This is a genomic window from Aeromonas sp. 96A, from assembly GCF_051919165.1.
In the GTDB taxonomy this organism is placed as follows: domain Bacteria; phylum Pseudomonadota; class Gammaproteobacteria; order Enterobacterales; family Aeromonadaceae; genus Aeromonas; species Aeromonas veronii.
Map to the genome: position 1 here is coordinate 4,450,365 of NZ_JBQBFE010000001.1, position 19,350 is coordinate 4,469,714.

A 19,350-nucleotide genomic window follows, 5' to 3' on the forward strand; every position below is an offset into this window, starting at 1 on the left:
CGGTCTTGTTACACGATAAAGGAGAGCAGGAAAGTACCGGCCAGCGCCATCAGGGAGGCGACCAAGGTGGCGGTGGTGTAGTACTTGAGCGTTTCGTTCAGGGTGGCACCGCAATACTGCTTGACCAGCCAGAACAGAGAGTCGGTCACCATGGTGCAGCCAATGGCACCGGAGCCGATGGCCAGGGTCATGATCTCCGGGCTGATATCCGGGTAGTGCACCATGATGGGGGAGACGATGGCGGTGGCGCCCATCATGGCGACGGTGGCGGAGCCCACGGCGGCGTGCAGCACGATGGCCACCAGCCAGGCCAGTAGAATGGGGGGCATATCCAGCTGGGAGAGGATAGTAGCCAGACTATCGCCCAGCCCGCTTGCCTTGAGCACGCCGTTGAAGGCGCCGCCTGCCCCGATAATGAGCAGGATATTGGCGATGGAGGAGAAGCACTCCTCGGTCTTGTTGAGCAGCCCTTCCATCTTCATCTGCTGGCGGATCCCCAGCACGTAGTAGGCGGTGAAGGCGGCGATAAACATGGCGGTGATGGGGTTGCCGATAAACTCCAGCACGGTGTAGAGGTGGCTGGCGTGCTCCATATTGAGCTCGGCGACCGTCTTGGCCAGCATCAGCAGGATGGGCAGCAGCACGGTAAAGAGCGAGGCGCTTAAGGTCGGGAGAGTTGCCTCATCGCGCGCCTTGATGTCGGCAAAGGCATCGGGTACCTCCTTGAACGGAATCCGGTTGCCCAGCAGTTTCAGGAACAGGGGGCCGCCGATAAGCGAGGCAAAGAGGCCGACCGCCAGACCATAGACGATGACAGAACCCACATCGGTGCCCAGCTGATTGGTGACATAGAGGGCAGCAGGGTGCGGCGGTGCGATGCAGTGCACGGCCATCAGGGCGGTGCAGAGCGGAATGGCCAGGGTCAGCAGCGAGGTGTTGGTCTTGCGGGCGATGGAGAAGGCCAGCGGGATCAGCAGCACCACGCCGACCTCGACAAAGAGGGTGATGCCGCACACCAGACCCACCAGCACCATGATGACATCCGGCGAGAGCCAGCGGCATCTCTGCAGGGCGAGGCCGATGCGCTCAGCCGCGCCAGACACCTCCATCATCTTGCCGAGTATGGTGCCAAGGCCGATGACGGCGGCGAGAAAGCCGAGCGTGCCACCAATGCCCGCTTCCATGGCATTGACCATGTTGACTGGGTTCATCCCCATCAGGGTGCCCACATAGAAGCTTGCCAGCAGCAGGGCAAGGAAAGGATGCACCTTGCCCTTCACTATGGTGACCACGATAAGAACGATGCTACTTAGCAAGGTAGCGATGACCCATACCTCTGAACTCATACTGCGCCTCGACATCTGTTGTGTGTGATTGTTTATGCGCTATTGAATGAAAATGAGGCGGGGCTGACAAATGATGAAATCGATCACTTGGGTGAGCTGAGGTGATGCAAAGGCGCTACATTGGTCACAATTTATCTAAATCACACTCTTTGGGTCTTTTGACTTCATCCTGAAGGTGGCCTGTGGGTGTATCATCGGTGGCCATTGCGAAGAGGGGGATGAATGTATAACGGGGATAATTACATATCGCGCAACAAGCTGCTGAGTGGCTACCAGCTGGCCAAGCTGCACACCTTCGAGGCGGCCGCCCGCCACGGATCCTTTGCCATGGCAGCTGATGAGCTGTCGCTGAGCCCCAGTGCCGTGAGTCACCGGATCAGCGCGCTGGAAGAGGAGCTGGGGTTCAAGCTCTTTGAGCGTTTTCACCGCAAGGTGGTACTGACGGCGGATGGGCAGCGGGTGTTCTGGGCGCTCAAATCTTCGCTGGAGTTCATCAATCAGGAGATCCTGGAGATCAAGAATCAGGAACTATCCGGTACCCTGACCATCTATTCGCGTCCCTCCATCGCCCAGTGCTGGCTGGTGCCCAGGTTGGCGGATTTCTCCCGCCAGCATCCGCAGATCGAGCTCAATATCATCACCGGCAACGAGAACATCAACCTGCATGGTTATGGCATCGATTTGACCCTCTATTTCGATGAGAAGAGCCCGGAGCGGCTTGCCATCCACCCGCTGATGGATGAGTTCATGCTGCCGGTCTGCAGCCCGGAATATGCCGAGCAGCACGGGCTTGTCGGTAATCCCGCCAACTTGTCTTTGTGCCGTCTGCTTCATGATCGGCAGGCATGGGGATTTGACTCGGATACCGATGAATGGAGCTGCTGGGCTCGCCACGCCGGGGTCAGCCTCGAGGCATGCCAGCTGAGCATGGGTTTTGATCGCTCGGATCTCGCCATCACCGCCGCCATGAATCACGTCGGGATCGCCATGGGGCGCAAGAATCTGGTGAGCAAGCGACTGGCACGCAACGAGCTGGTGGCCCCTTTTGCCGGGCTCGAGGTCAAGTGCGAGCAGCGTTATTACATGGCGACCCTGCCCAATCGGGCGTGTCCCAAGATCCAGGCCTTTATCGACTGGGCGCAGGAAATGGCTGCCGAGATGGAATGAACAGAGGCCGGTGCGCAAGAGCAAAATGAAGATGGTAAAGCGCGAGTGAACGAAGGTAGCGGTTTAACGTAGCGGGAAAATTGGGGGAGAGGGGTTGGCTGATGGTGGTTGGTCGCGAGTGGCCTTGCTGCCAACCGTGGCTGGCAGCAAGGCAACGGTCGGGATCAGGTGGTCTTTTCCAGATGGTTCTGATAAATCTGCTGCCACTTGTCCAGTTCGTTTTCATCACCCTGCTGCTGCCAGAACTCGCAGATGGAACTCGCCATCTCGCATGCCATGGCGTGGTCACCGTCACGGCGACTCATCAGGTATTGCCCCAGCCAGCTTTGATACTGTTTCATTGCACGATCTCCTTATCTATTTAACCCTTGATACTGCAGCTGTGGGACACCCGTCGGCAGTGTCGCGCCACACTCCACTTTCGCCGCGCGTTGCTTGTTATCGCCTCGCTTGTTGTCAATTAGGACAGAGAGCGTATGAGAAAAAGGCGAAAGTGTTAAAAATTGGCCACCACCTTATCACAAAATGGTGTGATATGCAGGCTTTGGGGCCAATTGAGTTATAAGCGCGGGTTGTGTGTCCCGACATCGCGACAGGGATTGACGGAGAGTATCGGCACGCAACTTGTGCCGCAAGCAGGCGTTTGAGCGATTACTGGGTCACCCGACGTGCCTGCCAGTAGCGACTGTTCCAGTAGACGTTGTCGAGGCGGGAGCGGATCACTCCCTTGCTGGTGGAGGCGTGAATAAACTCGCCGGCACCTGTGTAGACCCCCACATGGTACTGTTGCCAGCCGGTTTTGAAGAAGACCAGATCCCCGTGTTGCAGCCGGTAGCGATCCACCGGTTTGCCAATGCTGGCCTGAGATTCGGTGGTTCTTGGCAGGTTGAAGCCCAGCACCTGACTGTAGGCGAGCTGGGTGAAGGCGGAGCAGTCTAGCCCGGCGCGGCTGGCGCCGCCCATGCGGTAGGGAACACCGCGCCATTGTTGGTAGAAGCCATCAAAGGCACTGCTTTGCCGGGGGGCCGGAGGCGGCTCCGGCGTGCTGGAACAGGCGGCCAGCAGCAGAGTCAGCAGGGATAGCAGCAGCTTGCGATACATCGGGCTCTCTCCACGGACGGGTCTACCAAACGAGACATTTATCGAGCGCCATATCCTGCCAAATCGTTCTGGCGGTAGGGGGCGCGACAACTTTTCCATCATAAACAGGGATCTGGCTCCAGACCTAGTCTCTGAGAGGAAAAATGTGGTGGGGAACTGAAAAACGCCAGCCCGAGGGCTGGCGTTTGTTGTCACTCGTTGTGGCTGATCAGCGGTTTAAGCAGCTCGGCCAGTTTGTAGAAGGTCTGCACCCGGGTGGTGCTGGGGCGCCAGACCAGACCGATCTCGCGATAGGAGGTCTCTCCCGGCAGCGGGATGGCCACCAGATCGGAGTTGGCAAGAATGCCGGCATCGATGGCCATCTGTGGCAGGAAGGTGGTGCCAAGACCCGCTTCCACCATCTGCACCAGGGTGTGCAGGCTGGTGGCGGCAAACGGGTTGATCTTGCTCTTGTCCCGCAGGCGGCAGGCGCTCACTGCGTGCTCGGTGAGGCAGTGCTCCCGCTCCAGCAGGAAGATGCTCTGGTTGGGCAGCTCCTTGTAGTCGAACGGGGTATGCAGACCGGCCGCCATGCTGGCGGGCATCACCATGTGGAACGGATCCTGGCCGACGGTCTTGCAGTGAAATCCACCGATCTCGATGGGCAGGGCGAGGATCAGCAAGTCGAGCTGACCCTGTTCCAGCTGCTTGAGCAGATTGCTGGTGGTGTCTTCACGCAGCAACAATTCGAGGTCAGGATAGGTTTTGCTGCACTCTTTCAGCAGCTTGCTCAGCAAGAAGGGGGCGATGGTGGGAATGCAGCCAAGACGTACCGTCCCCTGCATCACGCCGCCCTGATGTTGCCCGAGCTCCATGAGATCCCGTGCATCGGAGAGCAAATTGCGAGCGCGCTCGACGATTTCCATGCCGACCGGGGTCATAATGAAGCTCTTGTGGTCCCGCTCCACCAGTTGCAGGTTCATCATGTCCTCCAGCGTCTGGATCCCGGTACTCAGGGTCGACTGGCTGACATGACAGGCCTTAGCGGCGCGGTTGAAGTTCTTGTGCTCATCGAGAGCGACCAGATATTGCAGCTGTTTGAGGCTGGGCCAACGTTGCATAGAAAAACCCGATTAATGCTATCTATTTAATTTGATTTAACTAATCTACCACCGGGTCTATAGTTTGTCGCTTGAATTAGATGGACTTGGCTCTAGGTAGCCCAATCCTCACCGGATTGTTCACTTCACATAAAGAGGAATTGAATATGGTATTGGTAGGCCGTCCCGCACCCGATTTTACCGCCGCAGCTGTTCTGGGTAATGGCGAGATCGTTGATTCATTCAACCTGTCATCCCACATCAAAGGCAAAGCTGCCGTTGTCTTCTTTTATCCGCTCGATTTCACCTTCGTCTGCCCGTCCGAGCTGATTGCCTTCGATCACCGTTATGAAGAGTTCCAGAAGCGTGGCGTGGAAGTGATCGGTGTTTCCATCGATTCCCAGTTCTCCCACAATGCATGGCGTAACACCAAAGTGGAAGATGGCGGTATCGGTCAGGTCAAGTACCCGCTGATCGCCGACGTGAAACACGAAATCTGCAAAGCCTATGACGTTGAGCATCCGGAAGCCGGCGTGGCGTTCCGTGGCTCCTTCCTGATTGACAAGAACGGTGTCGTTCGTCACCAGGTTGTCAACGATCTGCCGCTGGGCCGCAACATCGACGAGATGCTGCGCATGGTCGATGCCCTGCAATTCCACGAAGAGCACGGCGAAGTGTGCCCGGCGCAGTGGGAAAAAGGCAAAAAAGGTATGCAAGCCTCTCCGGACGGCGTTGCCAAGTACCTGTCCGAGAATGCTGACTCCCTGTAATCGGGTCGTACTCTCCTTGAAGAACCGGCGTCTTGGCGCCGGTTTTTTTATACCTGTGAGTCATCTATCCCCCTGACATCGCCGGTCACACTCTTCTCGCTCCTTCGCTCCTTCGCTCCTTCGCTCCTTCGCTCCTTCGCTCCTTCGCTCCTTCGTTATTCCAAGCTGCCGTTCGCTGGCGTACTCGTCGTTTCGAAATGAGGTGCTGATCCGTATGGCTGGGTGGGGGATATGCCGACAGACAATAGCCATAAAAAAAGGCTATGTCCCAATTACGTGTTGCATGGGGCGCCCCAGCGCCTCATGCAAACATGTTTTGATATTTACGCCTTTTCCGTAACGCTCCAGCATCCGGCGCCAACCCAAGTAGTTCTTCAGGTAGTGCGTCGCCACGCCATGGAACCGCTCCATCCACTCTTTCAACCGATGGTGATATCCGTTCACATGCTGGATGTGATACGCACCGACTACCCGTTCGCCTTGACGATTGCGCACCACCTGATGGGTTATACCCTGTTCATTGCTGAAACAGGCATACACACCCGCCCCATCGCTACACAGCACCGCATCCGGTGACACCAACGGCTTCAACACCGCGATGACCGTCTCGGCATCTATTTTCTCCAACTGGAAATCCGCATGGTGGCCTGCACGGTCTTGTACCACCATCACCGGGATGTAATCTGGCCCGGTTCCACGAGTTCGACCTTTACCACCGCGATGACGTGGTGAACGCGGCAGTCCCCGCTGCCCCTTGAACGATTCAAGGAAGAAGGTCTCATCCACCTCAACAATGCCCTCTTCCCGGGTGGCCTGATGGGTTGCCATCGCGCGCAAGAATCGGTGACGCCAGAGGAACGCGGTGTTTTTGCTGACCCCACAGCGCCGCGCGGCCTGGCGGACAGTCAGTCCTTCGATGAGAGCTTGCGCGTAGTCTTCCCAGCACTGTGCTTTACGCAATCTGGCCAAGGGCGTCTTGGTCAGAACGGTGCTGGTGCGCAGACACAGTTTGCAACGGTAGCGGCGCAGTCCCCGACTCCATCCCCAAGGCGCCAGCTGGGTAACATCGGCCTGACAATGGGGGCAGCCACTGCATGCCGGTAACTGAGTATTGAGCGAGGTAATGGTGTGGGGTGCAGTAAGCTCCTGCTGAGCAACACGGCGCTGGCGCAGGGTTAACTGGGGAAAAAGGGACAACAGGTGTTGAAAGGCTGGAGTATCCATGATGGTAGACCTCAAGGTGATGGCCTACTTCAAGATTAGCCTTTCAACACGTAATTGGGACAGAGCCTAAAAAAAGCGCGCCATAGGCGCGCTCAGTTCACAAGCGGAGGTGTTACTCCTCAAAGATCCCGAAGTGATCCTTGGCGAAATTGACCCGCTGCTCCACGTTCATCTTCACCTGACCCAGCTTCTCGATGGTCTTGAGATTGGGCACCAGGCCGCGACCGTTGGCGATCTGGATGGCAAGACCGGGACGGGCGTTGAGTTCCAGCAGCATGGGGCCGCGGAACTTGTCCAGCACCATATCGGTACCGATATAACCCAGACCCGACATCTCGTAGCAGGAGGCGGCCAGGGTGAGCAGGGTATCCCAGTGTGGGACCTTGAGCTCATAGAGGTCTAGGCCGGTATCCGGATGGTGGCGCAGCGGATTGCCAAACTGCACTGCCCGCAGGGCACGACCGGTACGCAGGCACAGACCCACCCCCACGGCGCCCTGGTGCAGATTCGCCTTGCCGTCGGAGGCGGCGGTGGAGAGGCGCATCATCGCCATCACCGGGAACCCCTTGAAGATGATGACCCGGGCATCGGGTACCCCTTCAAAAGAGTAGCCGTCGAACACATCATCAAAGTTGATCAGGCCTTCCACCAGTGCCACGTCGGGCTTGCCGCCAAGCGAATAGAGCCCCGCCAGAATGTTGGAGACATGGCGCTCCAGATCCTGACCGGTAGAAGCGCTGCCGTTGGGCTTGTAGAAGAGGCCATCTTCCTGACGCAGGATCACCAGGATCCCCTTGCCGCCCGAGCCACGGGCCGGCTTGATGCAGAAGCCCGGCCAATCTTTTACCAGCTCGGTGATGCGACCCACATCGTGCTGGGCACGGATGGTACCGATCAGCTCAGGCACGGTGACCCCTGCATCCAGCGCAATTTGCTTGGTCTGCAGCTTGTCATCCACCAGCGGATAGAGGCTGCGCGGATTGTAGCGGCTGATGTAGGAGTGGTTGCGCTTGTTCATGCCGAGGATGCCTGATTGGGACAGGCTCCACGGGGTGGTGTATTTTTCCCAGAACCACATCGGTTACTTGTCCTTACCCGGGGTGACGCCAGATTTCATCTCGTCCACCAGCGGCTTGAAGCGCTTCAGTTCGCTCAGCTTGTAGCCGGTGTAGTTACCCATCAACAGCACGGTCGCCATCAGCACCAGCTGCAGGCCGAGGAAGTTGAAGGTGAGGTGACGAATAAGCTCGTTATCCATGGCCAGATAGGCGATGACGGCAACCAGCAGAGAGCCACCACCCTGGCGGAACACCTCTTTCGGGCCCTCTTCTTCCCACAGGATGGACATCCGTTCGATGGTCCAGGAGAGGATGATCATCGGGAAGAAGGTGATCTTCATGCCGTCGGTCAGCCCCAGCTTGAAGGCGAACGCGGAGAAGATACCGATCATCGAGATAACCATGATGATGATGGCCGATATTCGGGCGACCAGCAGCAGGTTAAGCCGCGACAGATAGGAGCGGATGATGAGACCGGTGCCGACGATCAGCAGGAAGCCGATGAGGCCGGTGACCAGTGAGGTCTGGATAAAGGCGACCGCGATCAGCACAGGCATAAAGGTACCTGAGGTCTTGATCCCCACCAGAACCCGCAGGAACACCACCATCAGCACGCCGATCGGGATCAGCAGCAAGCCCTTGAACAGGGTCTGCTCTTCCAGCGGCAGGCTGTGGATGGAGAAGTTCATCATCTCCGATTTTTCGAACTTCTGCGCCAGTGCTACGCTGACCGGCTGCTCCTGCTCGATCATCGAGAAGCTGACACGGGAGTTGTGACCACCGGTCACGTCCAGCAGGGCGCCGGAGTTATATTCCCACAGCAGCAGGTTGGCCGGACGACCCTGTTCACCGGTTTGCGGGTTGAACAGCTTGTAGTCGGTCGGGCTGTTGAATACCTGCAGGTAATCCACCAGCTCCTGACGACGGCGGCCATCTTCCAGATTCAGGGCATGCACCACGCGGGTGGGGACGTCAGCATTGTTGAGCAGTTCGGCGATCAGGTTGGCGCGGCTCTTGTGCTTTTTCAGCAGCTCGGCGTTCTGCTCCTGCTTCTCGATCTCCTTGATGATCTCGCGAGTCAGGGTGTAGCCGTCGGCAGAGCGCTCCTGTGCCCGCTCGAGGATCTGCTTCATCGCGGTGGCGTAAGGCTCACTCTCGATCTGCTTCTCGATGGCAGGCGGCTGCGGATTGGCGGCCGGTTTGGCATGGGCATCCGCCATCATGTCGACGCGGTAGTAGAGCTCCTGACGGCCAGAGGCGGTGCGGATCGACCACTCGGCGCGGGCATCACCATCTTTCTCGACGAAGGAGAGGCCGTAGCCGGGGCTGGCGGCGTTCTCGTTCATCAGGGTGAAACCGGGCTGGGTGCCCGGAATGGCCAGGGAGGCGATCACCGGCTCACCGGTCGCCTCAAACTCCAGCTTGGCTTCGATGGACCAGATCTGGCGCTTTTCACCGGGCGTCAGCGGCACATCCAACGCGATATGGTGATAGATCGTCATCCCCAGGCCGACAATGTACAGCAGGGCTACCAGCAAATAGAACGGCTTACGGGAAACCATGAATTATTTCACATCCTTGAGCTTGGGTTTGGGTTGGATATATTCGCGGGCCACATCAACCACGGCGATGTCTTTCAAAAATTCGCGACCCAGCAGCACAGGGAAGGTCATGTCGCTACGGTCTTTCAGGGTAAATTCGGCTTTCTCGGTCATGTCGCCAATGCGCACGGCCAGACGCACTACCGGACGGCGGTCCAGATCGTCGGCAGAGGCCTGACGCACCCGCACATGGCGCACCAGCGGCGCTTCGATCTGGATCTTGTCGTCCACTTCCTGATGGCTCAGGAAGAAGCGCACCCAGTTTTTGCCGTTGCGCTCGAAAATGGTGATCTCCTGCGCACTGATGGAGGAGGTGGTCGCACCGGTATCGACCCGCGCCTGGAAGGCGTCGTTGGCTGCATCAACCCAGATCCACTCGGCTTCACCGACCATCAGTTTGCCATCGATGGTGTGACCCTGATTGGGGGCCGGGCACTTCTCGGTGGGGATGGCCATCGGCTTGGGCGGCTCGGAGGGGAGGGTGGCGAGCTTGTGGTCTACTTGCTTGACGGACTCTTTCATATTGGTGACATCTGTGTTGAGCTGAACCAGCAGGTGCTGTTGCTGCACATACTGCTTCTGTTGCTGTTCCATGGATGTTTGCAGGCGTTGCTCGCTCTGGCTCAGCTCGCTACGAAGCTCGGCCAGCGTCAGAGCAGGGACCTGAGGCGCTTTTTCCATATTGACACACCCGCCGAGACTAAGCAGGGAGAGCAGGGTCATTCCTTTTAATTTGCTTTTCATGTCATTCATTTAACTGTGCTTCCTGGAATTGGGTCAGTGTAACTTCCTGAATCGCCATCGGCTAGTCTTTGGCCTTGCGGGCAATCAGTACGGCACGTTTCGGCGCCGGGTGTCCTTCTACCGTGAGTGCCGGATTGTCTGGATCCAGATAGTCACTCAGGGATTCATTAATCATCCAGTCGGTACGACGCTGTTCGTCGGTGCTGGTCATATTCTCGTCTACTATCCGCACGTCGGTGAAGCCGCAGCGCTCGACCCACAGCTTGAGGGCGCGGCTTGAGGGAATAAACCAGACGTTGCGCATCTTGCCGTAACGGTCGGTGGGCATCAGCACGTCGTTGACACCGCCATCAATCACCAGGGTCTCCAGCACCAGCTCGCCATCATCTTTCAATTGATTGCGCAGCTGCTCGATGTGCTCGATGGGGGATTTGCGGTGATAGAGCACCCCCATGGAGAAGACGGTGTCAAAGGCACGCAGCTCCGGCAGCTCCTGAATACCGAGCGGCAGCAGGTGGGCGCGCTGATCATTGCCCGCGAAGTGGCGAATGGCCTCGAACTGGCAGAGGAACAGCGGGCTAGGGTCGATGCCGACCGCCAGCTTGGCCCCTTCACCCACCATGCGCCAGAGGTGGTAGCCGCTGCCGCAACCCACATCCAGCACGTAACGCCCTTCGAGCGGGCTGATATGGGGCAGCACCCGATCCCACTTCCAGTCAGAGCGCCACTCGGTGTCGATGTGGATGCCGTGCACGGTGAACGGCCCCTTGCGCCAGGGCATGAAGTGGCGCAGCAGGCTCTCGACCTTCTTGCGTTCACCTTCGCCAAGGCTCTCGGCCGAGCCAATCTCGACCCGGCTTTTCAGCTCGATGTTGCCGGGGGAGACCACCGGTAGCTTGTTGAGGGCGCGGTTCCAGCGCGGCAGGTCGCCATGCTGGTTGTCATGTTGCCAGGCGTGCAGCTGGGCGGGCAGGGTATGCAGCCAGTGGCTCAGCCGGTTTTTGGCAATCAGTTGATAGAAATTGGCAAAGTCGATCATGGCTGGGCGTCGCTGGATTTGATGGCAATCATGGAGCCGAAGTTGAAGCACTGGAACCAGAGATCCTGATGGACGAAACCGGCATCCCGCAGGCGTGCCTGATGCACCGGCAGGCTGTCGGTGCGCATCACGTTCTCAAGGGCAGTGCGTTTCTGGCTGATCTCCAGCTCGCTGTAGCCATTGGCCCGCTTGAAGTCGAGATGCAGATCGATGAGCAGCTCGTTGACTGGTTCATCTTCGAAGCGGAACTTTTCGCTCAGGATCAGGATCCCGCCCGGGCGCAGACCATCGTGAATGCGCTGGATCAGGGCGGCCCGTTTTTCTGGCTCGACAAATTGCAGAGTGAAGTTGAGCACCACCACGGAGGCGTTCTCGATCTCGATGTCGCAGATATCTGCTTCCACCAGCTCCACCGGCACCTCGGATTTGAAACCGGAGAGGTGGGCGCGGGCACGCTCAATCATCGGGTGGGAGAGGTCCACCGCGGTGATGCGGCAGCCGGGCTGGCTGACATGGCGACGCATCGCCTGGGTTGCGGCGCCCAGTGAGCAGCCGAGATCATAGAGTCGGCTCTCGGGTTGGGCGTAGCGGGCGGCCATCATGCCGATGGCGGAGATGATGTTGCTGTAACCCGGCACCGAGCGCTGGATCATATCGGGAAATACGTCGACGACCTGTTCGTCAAAACAGAAGTCTCCCAATCGGGCGATCGGGGCGGCAAAAATTTGATCTTTGGTATGCATGCTGGCGCAACCTGACAGTCGGGACATCACCCGGCTGTATTGTTCAATTGAGTCGTTGGGTGACACCCATCAGAGTAGATTTATCACCTGTTTACGAACGGGGTGGCTGGTCGTGAAATCCTTTGGACCTGTCCTGTTCGTACGGGCCATGTTCCGGACCCTTACTTGGGGCGGTAGTGTAGAGGATTGATGGCCGTTTGTCTTGACGTCAGGGCTTGCCACGCCACAAAAAAGCACTTTTTTTGCAGCGAAACGATGGCCGCAGAATGGGTTGGCTAAAAGCGCAGCACTCCCTGCCGTGCGCGATCGTTTTCCCCCGGCCAGGGGGCCATCTCCTGCTCCAGCAAGCGGGTGATCTGACGGGCCAGCTCAGGTGCCTGGGCGTTGTCGGCAGTATGTATATAGAGGTAGAGATCTTTCCCCTCCGCGAGCCACTGGCGCCAGTGGGGGAGCCAGCTGGGCAGGAAGGGGTGATTGGCCGCCGGATCCGGAAGGCCGATAAAGCGCACCATGGGGGCGTTGGCGGTGGCCAGCAGATGCACCGGTAGGCGCGGTTTCTTGCCCTGGGCATCGACAAGGGCTGGCGTGGTTGCTGGCACCGAGAAGAGTGGCCGGCTGTCGAGCATCACCCGGTTGATGCCTTGTTCCATGAGCAGCCGGTTCAATGCACGCTCGGCCTCCCCCTTGGCGAAGAAGTCGGGGTGGCGCACTTCGAGGGCGTAGCGAAACGCCCGTGGCAGCCGCTCGATAAAGGCCGCCAGTCTGGCCAGCCCCTGTGGCCCAAAACGGGCGGGCAACTGCAGGGTGAGCAGCCCCAGCTTGTCGTGCAGCGGGGCAAGCAGGCGAATAAAGTCGGCGACTTGTTTGTCTGCGCTCACCAGATCGCTCTGGTGGCTGATGGTTTGCGGAAATTTGAAGTTGAAACGAAAGTGATCGGGCACCGCATCGGCCCAGCGCTGTACCGTGTCCGGTGTCGGCAGGGCGTAGAAGGTGGTGTTACCCTCCACCGAGTTGAAGACGGCCGCGTAGTGGGCGAGGTGTTCGGCAGGCTTGGCGCCAAGGCCCAGCAACTGGCCGGGCCAGCTGGGGTGGGACCACTGTGGCAGGCCCAAATAGAGGCTCATGATGGCTATTCTCTTCGCTCTTGGTGCATTCGTGCCGATTTTTTGCCCGCTTTTTGCCATCGAGTGCAAAAAACTGGCGAAAGGAGGCTGCTGGCCATTTTACCCAAAAGGGGGTTTTCCTCTATAATGCCAGCCCTTTTGTTTTTCAATTTCTTGTGACCCATGCCTATCTACGAATATCGTTGCGACGTCTGTGGCCATGAATTGGCAAAACTGCAAAAGCTTTCCGATGCCCCCCTGACCGACTGTCCGGCCTGTAGCAAGCCGAATCTGGTCAAGCTGATATCGGCGGCAGGCTTCCGGCTCAAGGGAACCGGATGGTACGAGACTGATTTCAAACCGGGTAAGAAAAAGAATCTGGCCAGCTGTGAGACAGACGGTGCTTGCCAGTCGTGCCCGGCGGCCCAAGGTTAACCGTCTCTCTACAATTTCGAAGGAAGAAGTCCATGCGCTCTATCTATTGCGGACAGGTCAATGAGGCCCATGCTGGGCAGACCATTACATTGTGCGGTTGGGTTCATCGTCGTCGTGATCTCGGCGGTCTGATCTTTATCGATATGCGCGACCGGGAAGGGATCGTTCAGGTGTTCTTCGATCCGGACAAGCCGGACGCGTTCGCCCTGGCCTCCGAGCTGCGCGGCGAGTTCTGCATCCAGGTGACCGGCGTGGTGCGCACCCGTCCCGAGTCCCAGCGCAACAGCGACATGGCCACTGGCGCCATCGAAGTGTTCGCCCACGAACTCAACATCATCAACCGTGCCGAGCCGCTGCCGCTGGACTTCAATCAGGTCAACAGCGAAGAGATCAGCCTCAAGTATCGTTACCTGGATCTGCGTCGTCCCGAGATGGCCAAGTACCTGAAGACCCGTGCCAAGGCCAGCGCCTTCGTACGCCGCTTCATGGACGAGCACGGCTTCCTCGATATCGAGACCCCGATGCTGACCAAGGCCACCCCGGAAGGTGCCCGTGACTATCTGGTGCCGAGCCGCGTGCACAAGGGCAAGTTCTACGCTCTGCCGCAATCACCCCAGCTGTTCAAGCAGTTGCTGATGATGTCCGGCTTCGATCGCTACTACCAGATCGTCAAGTGCTTCCGTGACGAAGACCTGCGTGCCGACCGCCAGCCGGAATTCACCCAGATCGACGTGGAGACCTCCTTCATGACCGCGCCGCAAGTGCGTGAAGTGATGGAAGAGATGATCCGCAAACTGTGGCTGCACATCCTGAACGTGGATCTGGGCGACTTCCCGATCATGACCTTCGACGAAGCCATGCGTCGCTACGGCTCCGACAAGCCGGACCTGCGTCTGCCAATGGAGCTGGTTGATGTGGCTGATCTGCTGACTGCTGTCGAGTTCGCCGTGTTCGCGGGCCCCGCCAACGATCCGAAAGGCCGTGTGGCTGCCCTGAAAGTCCCGGGCGGTGCCGAGCTCTCTCGCAAGCAGATCGACGAATACACCAAGTTTGTCGGCATCTACGGTGCCAAGGGCCTGGCCTGGATGAAGGTCAACGAAGCGGCCAATGGTATCGAAGGCGTGCAGTCTCCGGTTGCCAAGTTCCTCTCTGACGCCATCGTGCGCGAGATCCTGGCTCGTACCGGCGCTGCCGACGGCGACATCATCTTCTTTGGCGCTGACAGCAAGAAAGTGGTTTGCGATGCCATGGGCGCCCTGCGTCTGAAAGTGGGTCGCGATCTGGGCCTGCTGGAGAACAGCTGGAAACCGCTGTGGGTCATCGACTTCCCGATGTTCGAGGAAGATGGCGAAGGTGGTCTGGCCGCCATGCACCACCCGTTCACCGCGCCGAGCAACATGAGCCCGGCCGAGCTGAAAGCCAATCCGGTGGGTGCTTACGCCAATGCCTACGACATGGTGATCAACGGCTACGAAGTGGGTGGCGGCTCTGTCCGTATCCACAACAGTGAGATGCAATCCACCGTGTTCGATATCCTGGGTATCACCCCGGCCGAGCAGCGTCTGAAGTTTGGCTTCCTGCTGGATGCCCTGAAGTACGGTACCCCGCCGCACGCCGGTCTGGCCTTCGGTCTGGACCGTCTCAGCATGCTGCTGACTGGCACCGAAAACATTCGGGACGTCATCGCCTTCCCGAAAACGACCGCGGCTGCCTGTCTGATGACAGACGCCCCCAGCCTTGCCAATGCCGCCCAACTGGGTGAGCTGGCGATTGCAACCACCGTCAAGGGCGACGAGTAAGCCGATACCGGCACCGGAGGCCGCCGCCGTGCGGCCTCTGTGTTTCCCTTGGGTTAGTCATGATCAGTGTTACTGACATTTAAAAAATAACGGAGAGTCTCTATGGCAGGTCACAGTAAATGGGCCAACATCAAACACCGCAAGGCCGCTCAGGACGCCAAGCGTGGCAAGATCTTCACCAAGCTGATCCGCGAAATCACTACCTCCGCGCGTCTGGGTGATGCCGATCCGGCCAACAACCCGCGTCTGCGTGCTGCGGTGACTGCCGCCCTGACCAACAACATGACCCGCGACACCATCAACCGTGCCATTCAGCGTGGCGCTGGTGGTGGCGATGGTGAACAGCTCGAGACCATCGTATACGAAGGTTACGGCCCGGCTGGCTCTGCCGTGATGGTAGAGTGCCTGACCGATAACCGTAACCGTACCGTAGCCGAAGTGCGCCACGCCTTCAGCAAGTGCGGTGGCAACCTGGGTACCGACGGCTCCGTCGCCTATCTGTTCAGCAAGAAAGGTCTGCTGACCTTCGTGGGCGTAGACGAAGATGCCCTGATGGATGCCGCGCTGGAAGCGGGCGCCGATGACGTGATCACCGAAGAGGATGGCACCATCGAGGTGTACACCACCCCGAACGACTTCGGTACCGTGCTGGACGGTCTGGAAGCTGCCGGCTTCAAGGCCCAGAGCGCCGAAGTGACCATGATCCCCTCCACCGAAGCTGAGCTGGATGCAGAAACTGCACCCAAGCTGATGCGTCTGATCGAAATGCTGGAAGATCTGGACGACGTGCAAGAGGTTTACCACAACGGCTCCATCTCCGATGAAGTCGCTGCGACCCTCTGATCGCTGAATCGTGCTCTCCCGATGGCAGCCTGATGGCTGCCATTTTTTTATCTTTGCATCGTGGCAACTGCTGATGTGTCGGTTGAGCAATCGGCGCAATAACTCTCTTCACTGACAATCTTTCCCGCTTTCTCTGCGAATTATCATTGCTCTGTCTATGCCAGTCGGGTGGCCCTGCACGTACGCCAGTCGCAGTTCTGCTGCGTTGCGTTAGCGAGGCTCCGCTTATCCTGTTTATCACACCTTTAGCTCTTGAGATGGCGTTGGCTGCTCACATCTGCCCGTCAGGGTAATTGCTTTGCGGGTAGGGGAGAGGAGGTGATGGAGCGTGCTCTTGTTATCAGAGGGGGCCATCAATACAGAGTCACAGGTTGGGATGTTGATAGCGGATTGGCTGGGGCGAGTTGGTTGGTTGGGAAGTTAGGGGCTGCACTACCGCAATCGGCTGGAGAGAGGAGCTCTGTGATAAGTGGCAGATAAAAAAGCCCGCGCAGTGCGCGGGCTTGTTATCTCAGGACTGGTTATCAGGCCTTGGATTTCTTCTTGCCTTCAACCTTGGCTTCAACCGGGGCAGCAGTTACCGGAGCGGCTTCGGTGAACGGACGACCGTAGTAGGAGTCCAGCAGAACCTGCTTCAGCTCGCTGATCAGCGGGTAACGCGGGTTGGCGCCGGTGCACTGGTCATCGAAAGCTTCGATAGCCAGCTGGTCAACCTTGGCCAGGAAGTCAGCTTCAGTCACGCCAGCTTCGCGGATAGAGGCCGGGATACCCAAGGTAGCCTTCAGCTCGTCCAGCCAGGTCAGCAGCTTCTCGATCTTGGCTGCGGTGCGGTCACCGGCAGCAGTCAGACCCAGGTGGTCAGCGACTTCGGCGTAACGACGACGAGCCTGCGGACGGTCGTACTGGGAGAACGCAGTCTGCTTGGTCGGGTTGTCGTTCGCGTTGTAGCGGATGACGTTGCTGATCAGCAGGGCGTTAGCCAGACCGTGCGGAATGTGGAACTCGGCACCCAGTTTGTGAGCCATGGAGTGGCACACACCCAGGAAGGCGTTGGCGAACGCGATACCGGCGATGGTGGCAGCATTGTGCACCTTCTCACGAGCGATCGGGTCGTTGGCACCGTTCTGGTAGCTGGACGGCAGGTACTCTTTCAGCATTTTCAGGGCTTGCAGCGCCTGGCCGTCGGAGTACTCGTTAGCCAGTACGGAAACATAGGCTTCCATGGCGTGAGTCACGGCATCGATACCACCGAAGGCACACAGGGACTTCGGCATACCCATGACCAGGTTGGCATCAACGATGGCCATGTTTGGGGTCAGCTCGTAGTCAGCCAGCGGATACTTCTGACCAGACACTTCATCGGTTACTACCGCAAACGGAGTGACTTCAGAGCCGGTACCGGAAGTGGTGGTGATACAGACCAGTTCGGCCTTCACGCCCATTTTCGGGAACTTGTAGATACGCTTGCGGATGTCCATGAAGCGCATGGCCAGATCTTCGAACGCAGTGTTCGGGTGCTCGTACATCACCCACATGATCTTGGCCGCATCCATCGGTGAACCACCGCCCAGCGCCAGGATAACGTCCGGTTTGAAGGAGTTGGCCATCTCGGCACCCTTGCGAACCACAGCCAGGGTCGGGTCAGCTTCTACTTCGTAGAACACTTCCACTTCCATATTCTGTGCTTTCAGCAGGCTGACCAGTTCATCGGCGTAGCCGTTGTTGAACAGGAAGCGGTCAGTTACGACCATGGCACGCTTTTTACCTTCCAGGTCGCTCAGAGCGATCGGCAGGGAACCACGACGGAAGTAGATGGATTTCGGAAGTTTGTGCCACAGCATGTTTTCTGCCCGTTTTGCGACTGTCTTCTTGTTGATCAGGTGCTTCGGACCCACGTTTTCGGAGATGGAGTTACCGCTCCAGGAGCCGCAACCCAGGGTCAGGGACGGAGCCATTGCGAAGTTGTACAGGTCACCGATACCGCCTTGGGTAGACGGAGTGTTGATCAGGATACGCGCGGTCTTCATCTTGTCGCCGAAGTACTTGATGCGGTCAGCGTTGCGGTCCTGGTCGGTGTACAGACCGGAGGTGTGGCCGATACCACCGATGTTGACCATGTCACAGGCCATATCAACGGCGTTTTCGAAGCTGCTAGCACGGAACATACCGAGCAGCGGGGACAATTTCTCGTGAGCAAACTCATCTTCTGCACACAGCTTGACGCCTTCACCGATCAGGATCTTGGTATCAGCCGGTACAGTCACGCCTGCCATCTCGGCAATCTTGGTGGCTGGTTGGCCAACGATGTTGGCGTTCAGGGCACCGTTGATCAGGATGACTTTACGTACCTTGTCAGCATCTTCTTTGGAGAGCACGTGGCCCTTGTGGGATGCAAAGCGCTCTTTAACTTGGTCGTAGATGGCATCAACAACGATGACCGCCTGCTCGGAAGCACAGACCACGCCGTTATCGAAAGTCTTGGACATCAGGATGGAGGCAACCGCACGCTTCACGTCGGCAGTTTCGTCGATAACGATAGGTACGTTACCGGCACCCACACCGATAGCAGGCTTACCGGAGGAGTAGGCTGCTTTCACCATGCCCGGGCCACCGGTGGCCAGGATCAGGTTGATGTCGTCGTGCTTCATCAGGGCGTTGGAGAGCTCAACAGACGGTTGGTCGATCCAGCCGATGATGTCTTTCGGCGCACCAGCGGCAACAGCTGCATCCAGTACCAGCTTGGCAGCAGTATTGGTGGAGTTCTTAGCACGGGGGTGCGGGGAGAAGATGATGGCGTTGCGGGTCTTGAGCGCGATCATGGATTTGAAGATCGCAGTGGAGGTCGGGTTGGTGGTCGGAACGATACCACAGATGATACCTACCGGCTCGGCGATGGTAATGGTACCCATCTGATCATCTTCGCTCAGAATGCCGCAGGTTTTCTCGTCTTTGTACTTGTTGTAGATGTATTCGGAGGCGAAGTGGTTCTTGATAACCTTGTCTTCGATGATACCCATACCGGATTCTTCCACGGCCATCTGGGCCAGGGGGATACGGGCGTTGTTGGCGGCCAGGGCGGCGGCACGGAAGATCTTGTCTACCTGCTCTTGAGAGAAGCTGGCGAATTCACGCTGGGCTTCCTTAACGCGGGCGACCAGTGCATCCAGTTCAGCCAAATTGGTTACTGCCATGTTTATCTCCTGATTATTTGAAAACTGTTTAGTAAGACGTTGGCAATGCCCGGCAATTATAGTCGCCCTGTCAAGACGGTATCGTTGCAACAGCTTTTTCACATGCC

Annotated in this window: 17 protein-coding genes; 5 read left to right on the plus strand and 12 right to left on the minus strand. The window is 58.1% G+C overall.

The window, feature by feature from the left end:
- Positions 1-8 precede the first annotated feature (8 nt).
- On the minus strand, positions 9-1,346 hold the full coding sequence (gene dsdX, locus ACTG2W_RS20645; protein ID WP_106842592.1) for a D-serine transporter DsdX: 1,338 nt from the start codon (positions 1,344-1,346) through the stop codon (positions 9-11).
- A 222-nt stretch (positions 1,347-1,568) separates the two neighbouring features.
- Between dsdX and dsdC the strand changes: the two genes are divergently transcribed.
- Positions 1,569-2,513: a DNA-binding transcriptional regulator DsdC gene (gene dsdC, locus ACTG2W_RS20650; RefSeq protein ID WP_106842591.1), complete on the plus strand. Its 945-nt coding sequence runs from the start codon at positions 1,569-1,571 to the stop codon at positions 2,511-2,513.
- A gap of 164 nt (positions 2,514-2,677) precedes the next feature.
- Here dsdC and ACTG2W_RS20655 read toward each other — a convergent pair whose 3' ends face one another.
- The 3 genes from ACTG2W_RS20655 to ACTG2W_RS20665 form a co-directional block, all read right to left on the minus strand.
- Positions 2,678-2,854 carry a hypothetical protein gene (locus ACTG2W_RS20655; protein ID WP_005337704.1) on the minus strand — a complete coding sequence of 59 codons (177 nt, stop codon included), beginning with the start codon at positions 2,852-2,854 and terminating at the stop codon, positions 2,678-2,680.
- A gap of 310 nt (positions 2,855-3,164) precedes the next feature.
- Complete coding sequence (locus ACTG2W_RS20660; protein WP_005337703.1) at positions 3,165-3,614, minus strand: C40 family peptidase; 450 nt, start codon at positions 3,612-3,614, stop codon at positions 3,165-3,167.
- Between the two features lie 191 nt (positions 3,615-3,805).
- Positions 3,806-4,714, minus strand: coding sequence for a hydrogen peroxide-inducible genes activator (locus ACTG2W_RS20665; RefSeq protein ID WP_005337702.1), 909 nt, complete (start codon positions 4,712-4,714; stop codon positions 3,806-3,808).
- A gap of 146 nt (positions 4,715-4,860) precedes the next feature.
- Here ACTG2W_RS20665 and ACTG2W_RS20670 point away from each other — a divergent pair, with 146 nt between their 5' ends.
- The gene (locus ACTG2W_RS20670) at positions 4,861-5,463 is read left to right on the plus strand and encodes a peroxiredoxin C (RefSeq protein WP_005337701.1); all 603 of its coding nucleotides are present in this window, start codon (positions 4,861-4,863) and stop codon (positions 5,461-5,463) included.
- Between the two features lie 261 nt (positions 5,464-5,724).
- On the opposite strand, the gene ACTG2W_RS20675 is transcribed toward ACTG2W_RS20670, so the two are convergent.
- From ACTG2W_RS20675 to ACTG2W_RS20705, 7 genes are all read right to left on the minus strand, one after another.
- On the minus strand, positions 5,725-6,687 hold the full coding sequence (locus ACTG2W_RS20675; protein ID WP_106844639.1) for an IS1595 family transposase: 963 nt from the start codon (positions 6,685-6,687) through the stop codon (positions 5,725-5,727).
- Positions 6,688-6,799: 112 nt separating this feature from the next.
- A complete protein-coding gene (locus ACTG2W_RS20680) occupies positions 6,800-7,765 on the minus strand; it encodes an alpha-L-glutamate ligase-like protein (RefSeq protein WP_005353164.1) in 966 nt (321 codons plus the stop codon).
- A gap of 3 nt (positions 7,766-7,768) precedes the next feature.
- Positions 7,769-9,307, minus strand: a complete 1,539-nt coding sequence (locus ACTG2W_RS20685) for an inactive transglutaminase family protein (RefSeq protein WP_005337699.1) — start codon at positions 9,305-9,307, stop codon at positions 7,769-7,771.
- A gap of 3 nt (positions 9,308-9,310) precedes the next feature.
- Complete coding sequence (locus tag ACTG2W_RS20690; RefSeq protein ID WP_005337698.1) at positions 9,311-10,099, minus strand: ATP-dependent zinc protease family protein; 789 nt, start codon at positions 10,097-10,099, stop codon at positions 9,311-9,313.
- A gap of 52 nt (positions 10,100-10,151) precedes the next feature.
- Positions 10,152-11,129, minus strand: a complete 978-nt coding sequence (gene cmoB, locus ACTG2W_RS20695) for a tRNA 5-methoxyuridine(34)/uridine 5-oxyacetic acid(34) synthase CmoB (RefSeq protein ID WP_013723597.1) — start codon at positions 11,127-11,129, stop codon at positions 10,152-10,154.
- Positions 11,126-11,872, minus strand: a complete 747-nt coding sequence (gene cmoA, locus ACTG2W_RS20700; protein ID WP_005353159.1) for a carboxy-S-adenosyl-L-methionine synthase CmoA — start codon at positions 11,870-11,872, stop codon at positions 11,126-11,128. The genes cmoB and cmoA overlap by 4 nt, the downstream gene beginning before the upstream one ends.
- Before the next feature lie 275 nt (positions 11,873-12,147).
- Positions 12,148-12,996, minus strand: coding sequence for a DUF72 domain-containing protein (locus ACTG2W_RS20705; RefSeq protein ID WP_106844017.1), 849 nt, complete (start codon positions 12,994-12,996; stop codon positions 12,148-12,150).
- 162 nt (positions 12,997-13,158) lie between these two features.
- Between ACTG2W_RS20705 and ACTG2W_RS20710 the strand changes: the two genes are divergently transcribed.
- From ACTG2W_RS20710 to ACTG2W_RS20720, 3 genes are all read left to right on the plus strand, one after another.
- Positions 13,159-13,410 carry an FmdB family zinc ribbon protein gene (locus ACTG2W_RS20710; protein ID WP_005337686.1) on the plus strand — a complete coding sequence of 84 codons (252 nt, stop codon included), beginning with the start codon at positions 13,159-13,161 and terminating at the stop codon, positions 13,408-13,410.
- A 32-nt stretch (positions 13,411-13,442) separates the two neighbouring features.
- Positions 13,443-15,209, plus strand: coding sequence for an aspartate--tRNA ligase (gene aspS / locus ACTG2W_RS20715; RefSeq protein WP_005337684.1), 1,767 nt, complete (start codon positions 13,443-13,445; stop codon positions 15,207-15,209).
- Between the two features lie 102 nt (positions 15,210-15,311).
- Positions 15,312-16,052: a YebC/PmpR family DNA-binding transcriptional regulator gene (locus ACTG2W_RS20720; protein ID WP_106844016.1), complete on the plus strand. Its 741-nt coding sequence runs from the start codon at positions 15,312-15,314 to the stop codon at positions 16,050-16,052.
- Positions 16,053-16,576: 524 nt separating this feature from the next.
- Here the strand turns inward: ACTG2W_RS20720 and adhE are convergent.
- On the minus strand, positions 16,577-19,243 hold the full coding sequence (adhE, locus tag ACTG2W_RS20725) for a bifunctional acetaldehyde-CoA/alcohol dehydrogenase (RefSeq protein WP_106844015.1): 2,667 nt from the start codon (positions 19,241-19,243) through the stop codon (positions 16,577-16,579).
- Positions 19,244-19,350 lie beyond the last annotated feature (107 nt).

Excerpts from the sequence above, each read along its gene's own strand:
- ACTG2W_RS20675 (WP_106844639.1), bottom strand. The coding sequence starts at position 6,687 with ATGGATACTCCAGCCTTTCAACACCTGTTGTCCCTTTTTCCCCAGTTA.
- ACTG2W_RS20720 (WP_106844016.1), top strand. The coding sequence starts at position 15,312 with ATGGCAGGTCACAGTAAATGGGCCAACATCAAACACCGCAAGGCCGCT.
- ACTG2W_RS20665 (WP_005337702.1), bottom strand. The coding sequence starts at position 4,714 with ATGCAACGTTGGCCCAGCCTCAAACAGCTGCAATATCTGGTCGCTCTC.
- adhE (WP_106844015.1), bottom strand. The coding sequence starts at position 19,243 with ATGGCAGTAACCAATTTGGCTGAACTGGATGCACTGGTCGCCCGCGTT.
- dsdC (WP_106842591.1), top strand. The coding sequence starts at position 1,569 with ATGTATAACGGGGATAATTACATATCGCGCAACAAGCTGCTGAGTGGC.
- cmoB (WP_013723597.1), bottom strand. The coding sequence starts at position 11,129 with ATGATCGACTTTGCCAATTTCTATCAACTGATTGCCAAAAACCGGCTG.
- ACTG2W_RS20680 (WP_005353164.1), bottom strand. The coding sequence starts at position 7,765 with ATGTGGTTCTGGGAAAAATACACCACCCCGTGGAGCCTGTCCCAATCA.
- ACTG2W_RS20690 (WP_005337698.1), bottom strand. The coding sequence starts at position 10,099 with ATGAATGACATGAAAAGCAAATTAAAAGGAATGACCCTGCTCTCCCTG.
- ACTG2W_RS20705 (WP_106844017.1), bottom strand. The coding sequence starts at position 12,996 with ATGAGCCTCTATTTGGGCCTGCCACAGTGGTCCCACCCCAGCTGGCCC.
- ACTG2W_RS20660 (WP_005337703.1), bottom strand. The coding sequence starts at position 3,614 with ATGTATCGCAAGCTGCTGCTATCCCTGCTGACTCTGCTGCTGGCCGCC.
- ACTG2W_RS20685 (WP_005337699.1), bottom strand. The coding sequence starts at position 9,307 with ATGGTTTCCCGTAAGCCGTTCTATTTGCTGGTAGCCCTGCTGTACATT.
- dsdX (WP_106842592.1), bottom strand. The coding sequence starts at position 1,346 with ATGAGTTCAGAGGTATGGGTCATCGCTACCTTGCTAAGTAGCATCGTT.
- ACTG2W_RS20710 (WP_005337686.1), top strand. The coding sequence starts at position 13,159 with ATGCCTATCTACGAATATCGTTGCGACGTCTGTGGCCATGAATTGGCA.
- aspS (WP_005337684.1), top strand. The coding sequence starts at position 13,443 with ATGCGCTCTATCTATTGCGGACAGGTCAATGAGGCCCATGCTGGGCAG.
- ACTG2W_RS20655 (WP_005337704.1), bottom strand. The coding sequence starts at position 2,854 with ATGAAACAGTATCAAAGCTGGCTGGGGCAATACCTGATGAGTCGCCGT.
- ACTG2W_RS20670 (WP_005337701.1), top strand. The coding sequence starts at position 4,861 with ATGGTATTGGTAGGCCGTCCCGCACCCGATTTTACCGCCGCAGCTGTT.
- cmoA (WP_005353159.1), bottom strand. The coding sequence starts at position 11,872 with ATGCATACCAAAGATCAAATTTTTGCCGCCCCGATCGCCCGATTGGGA.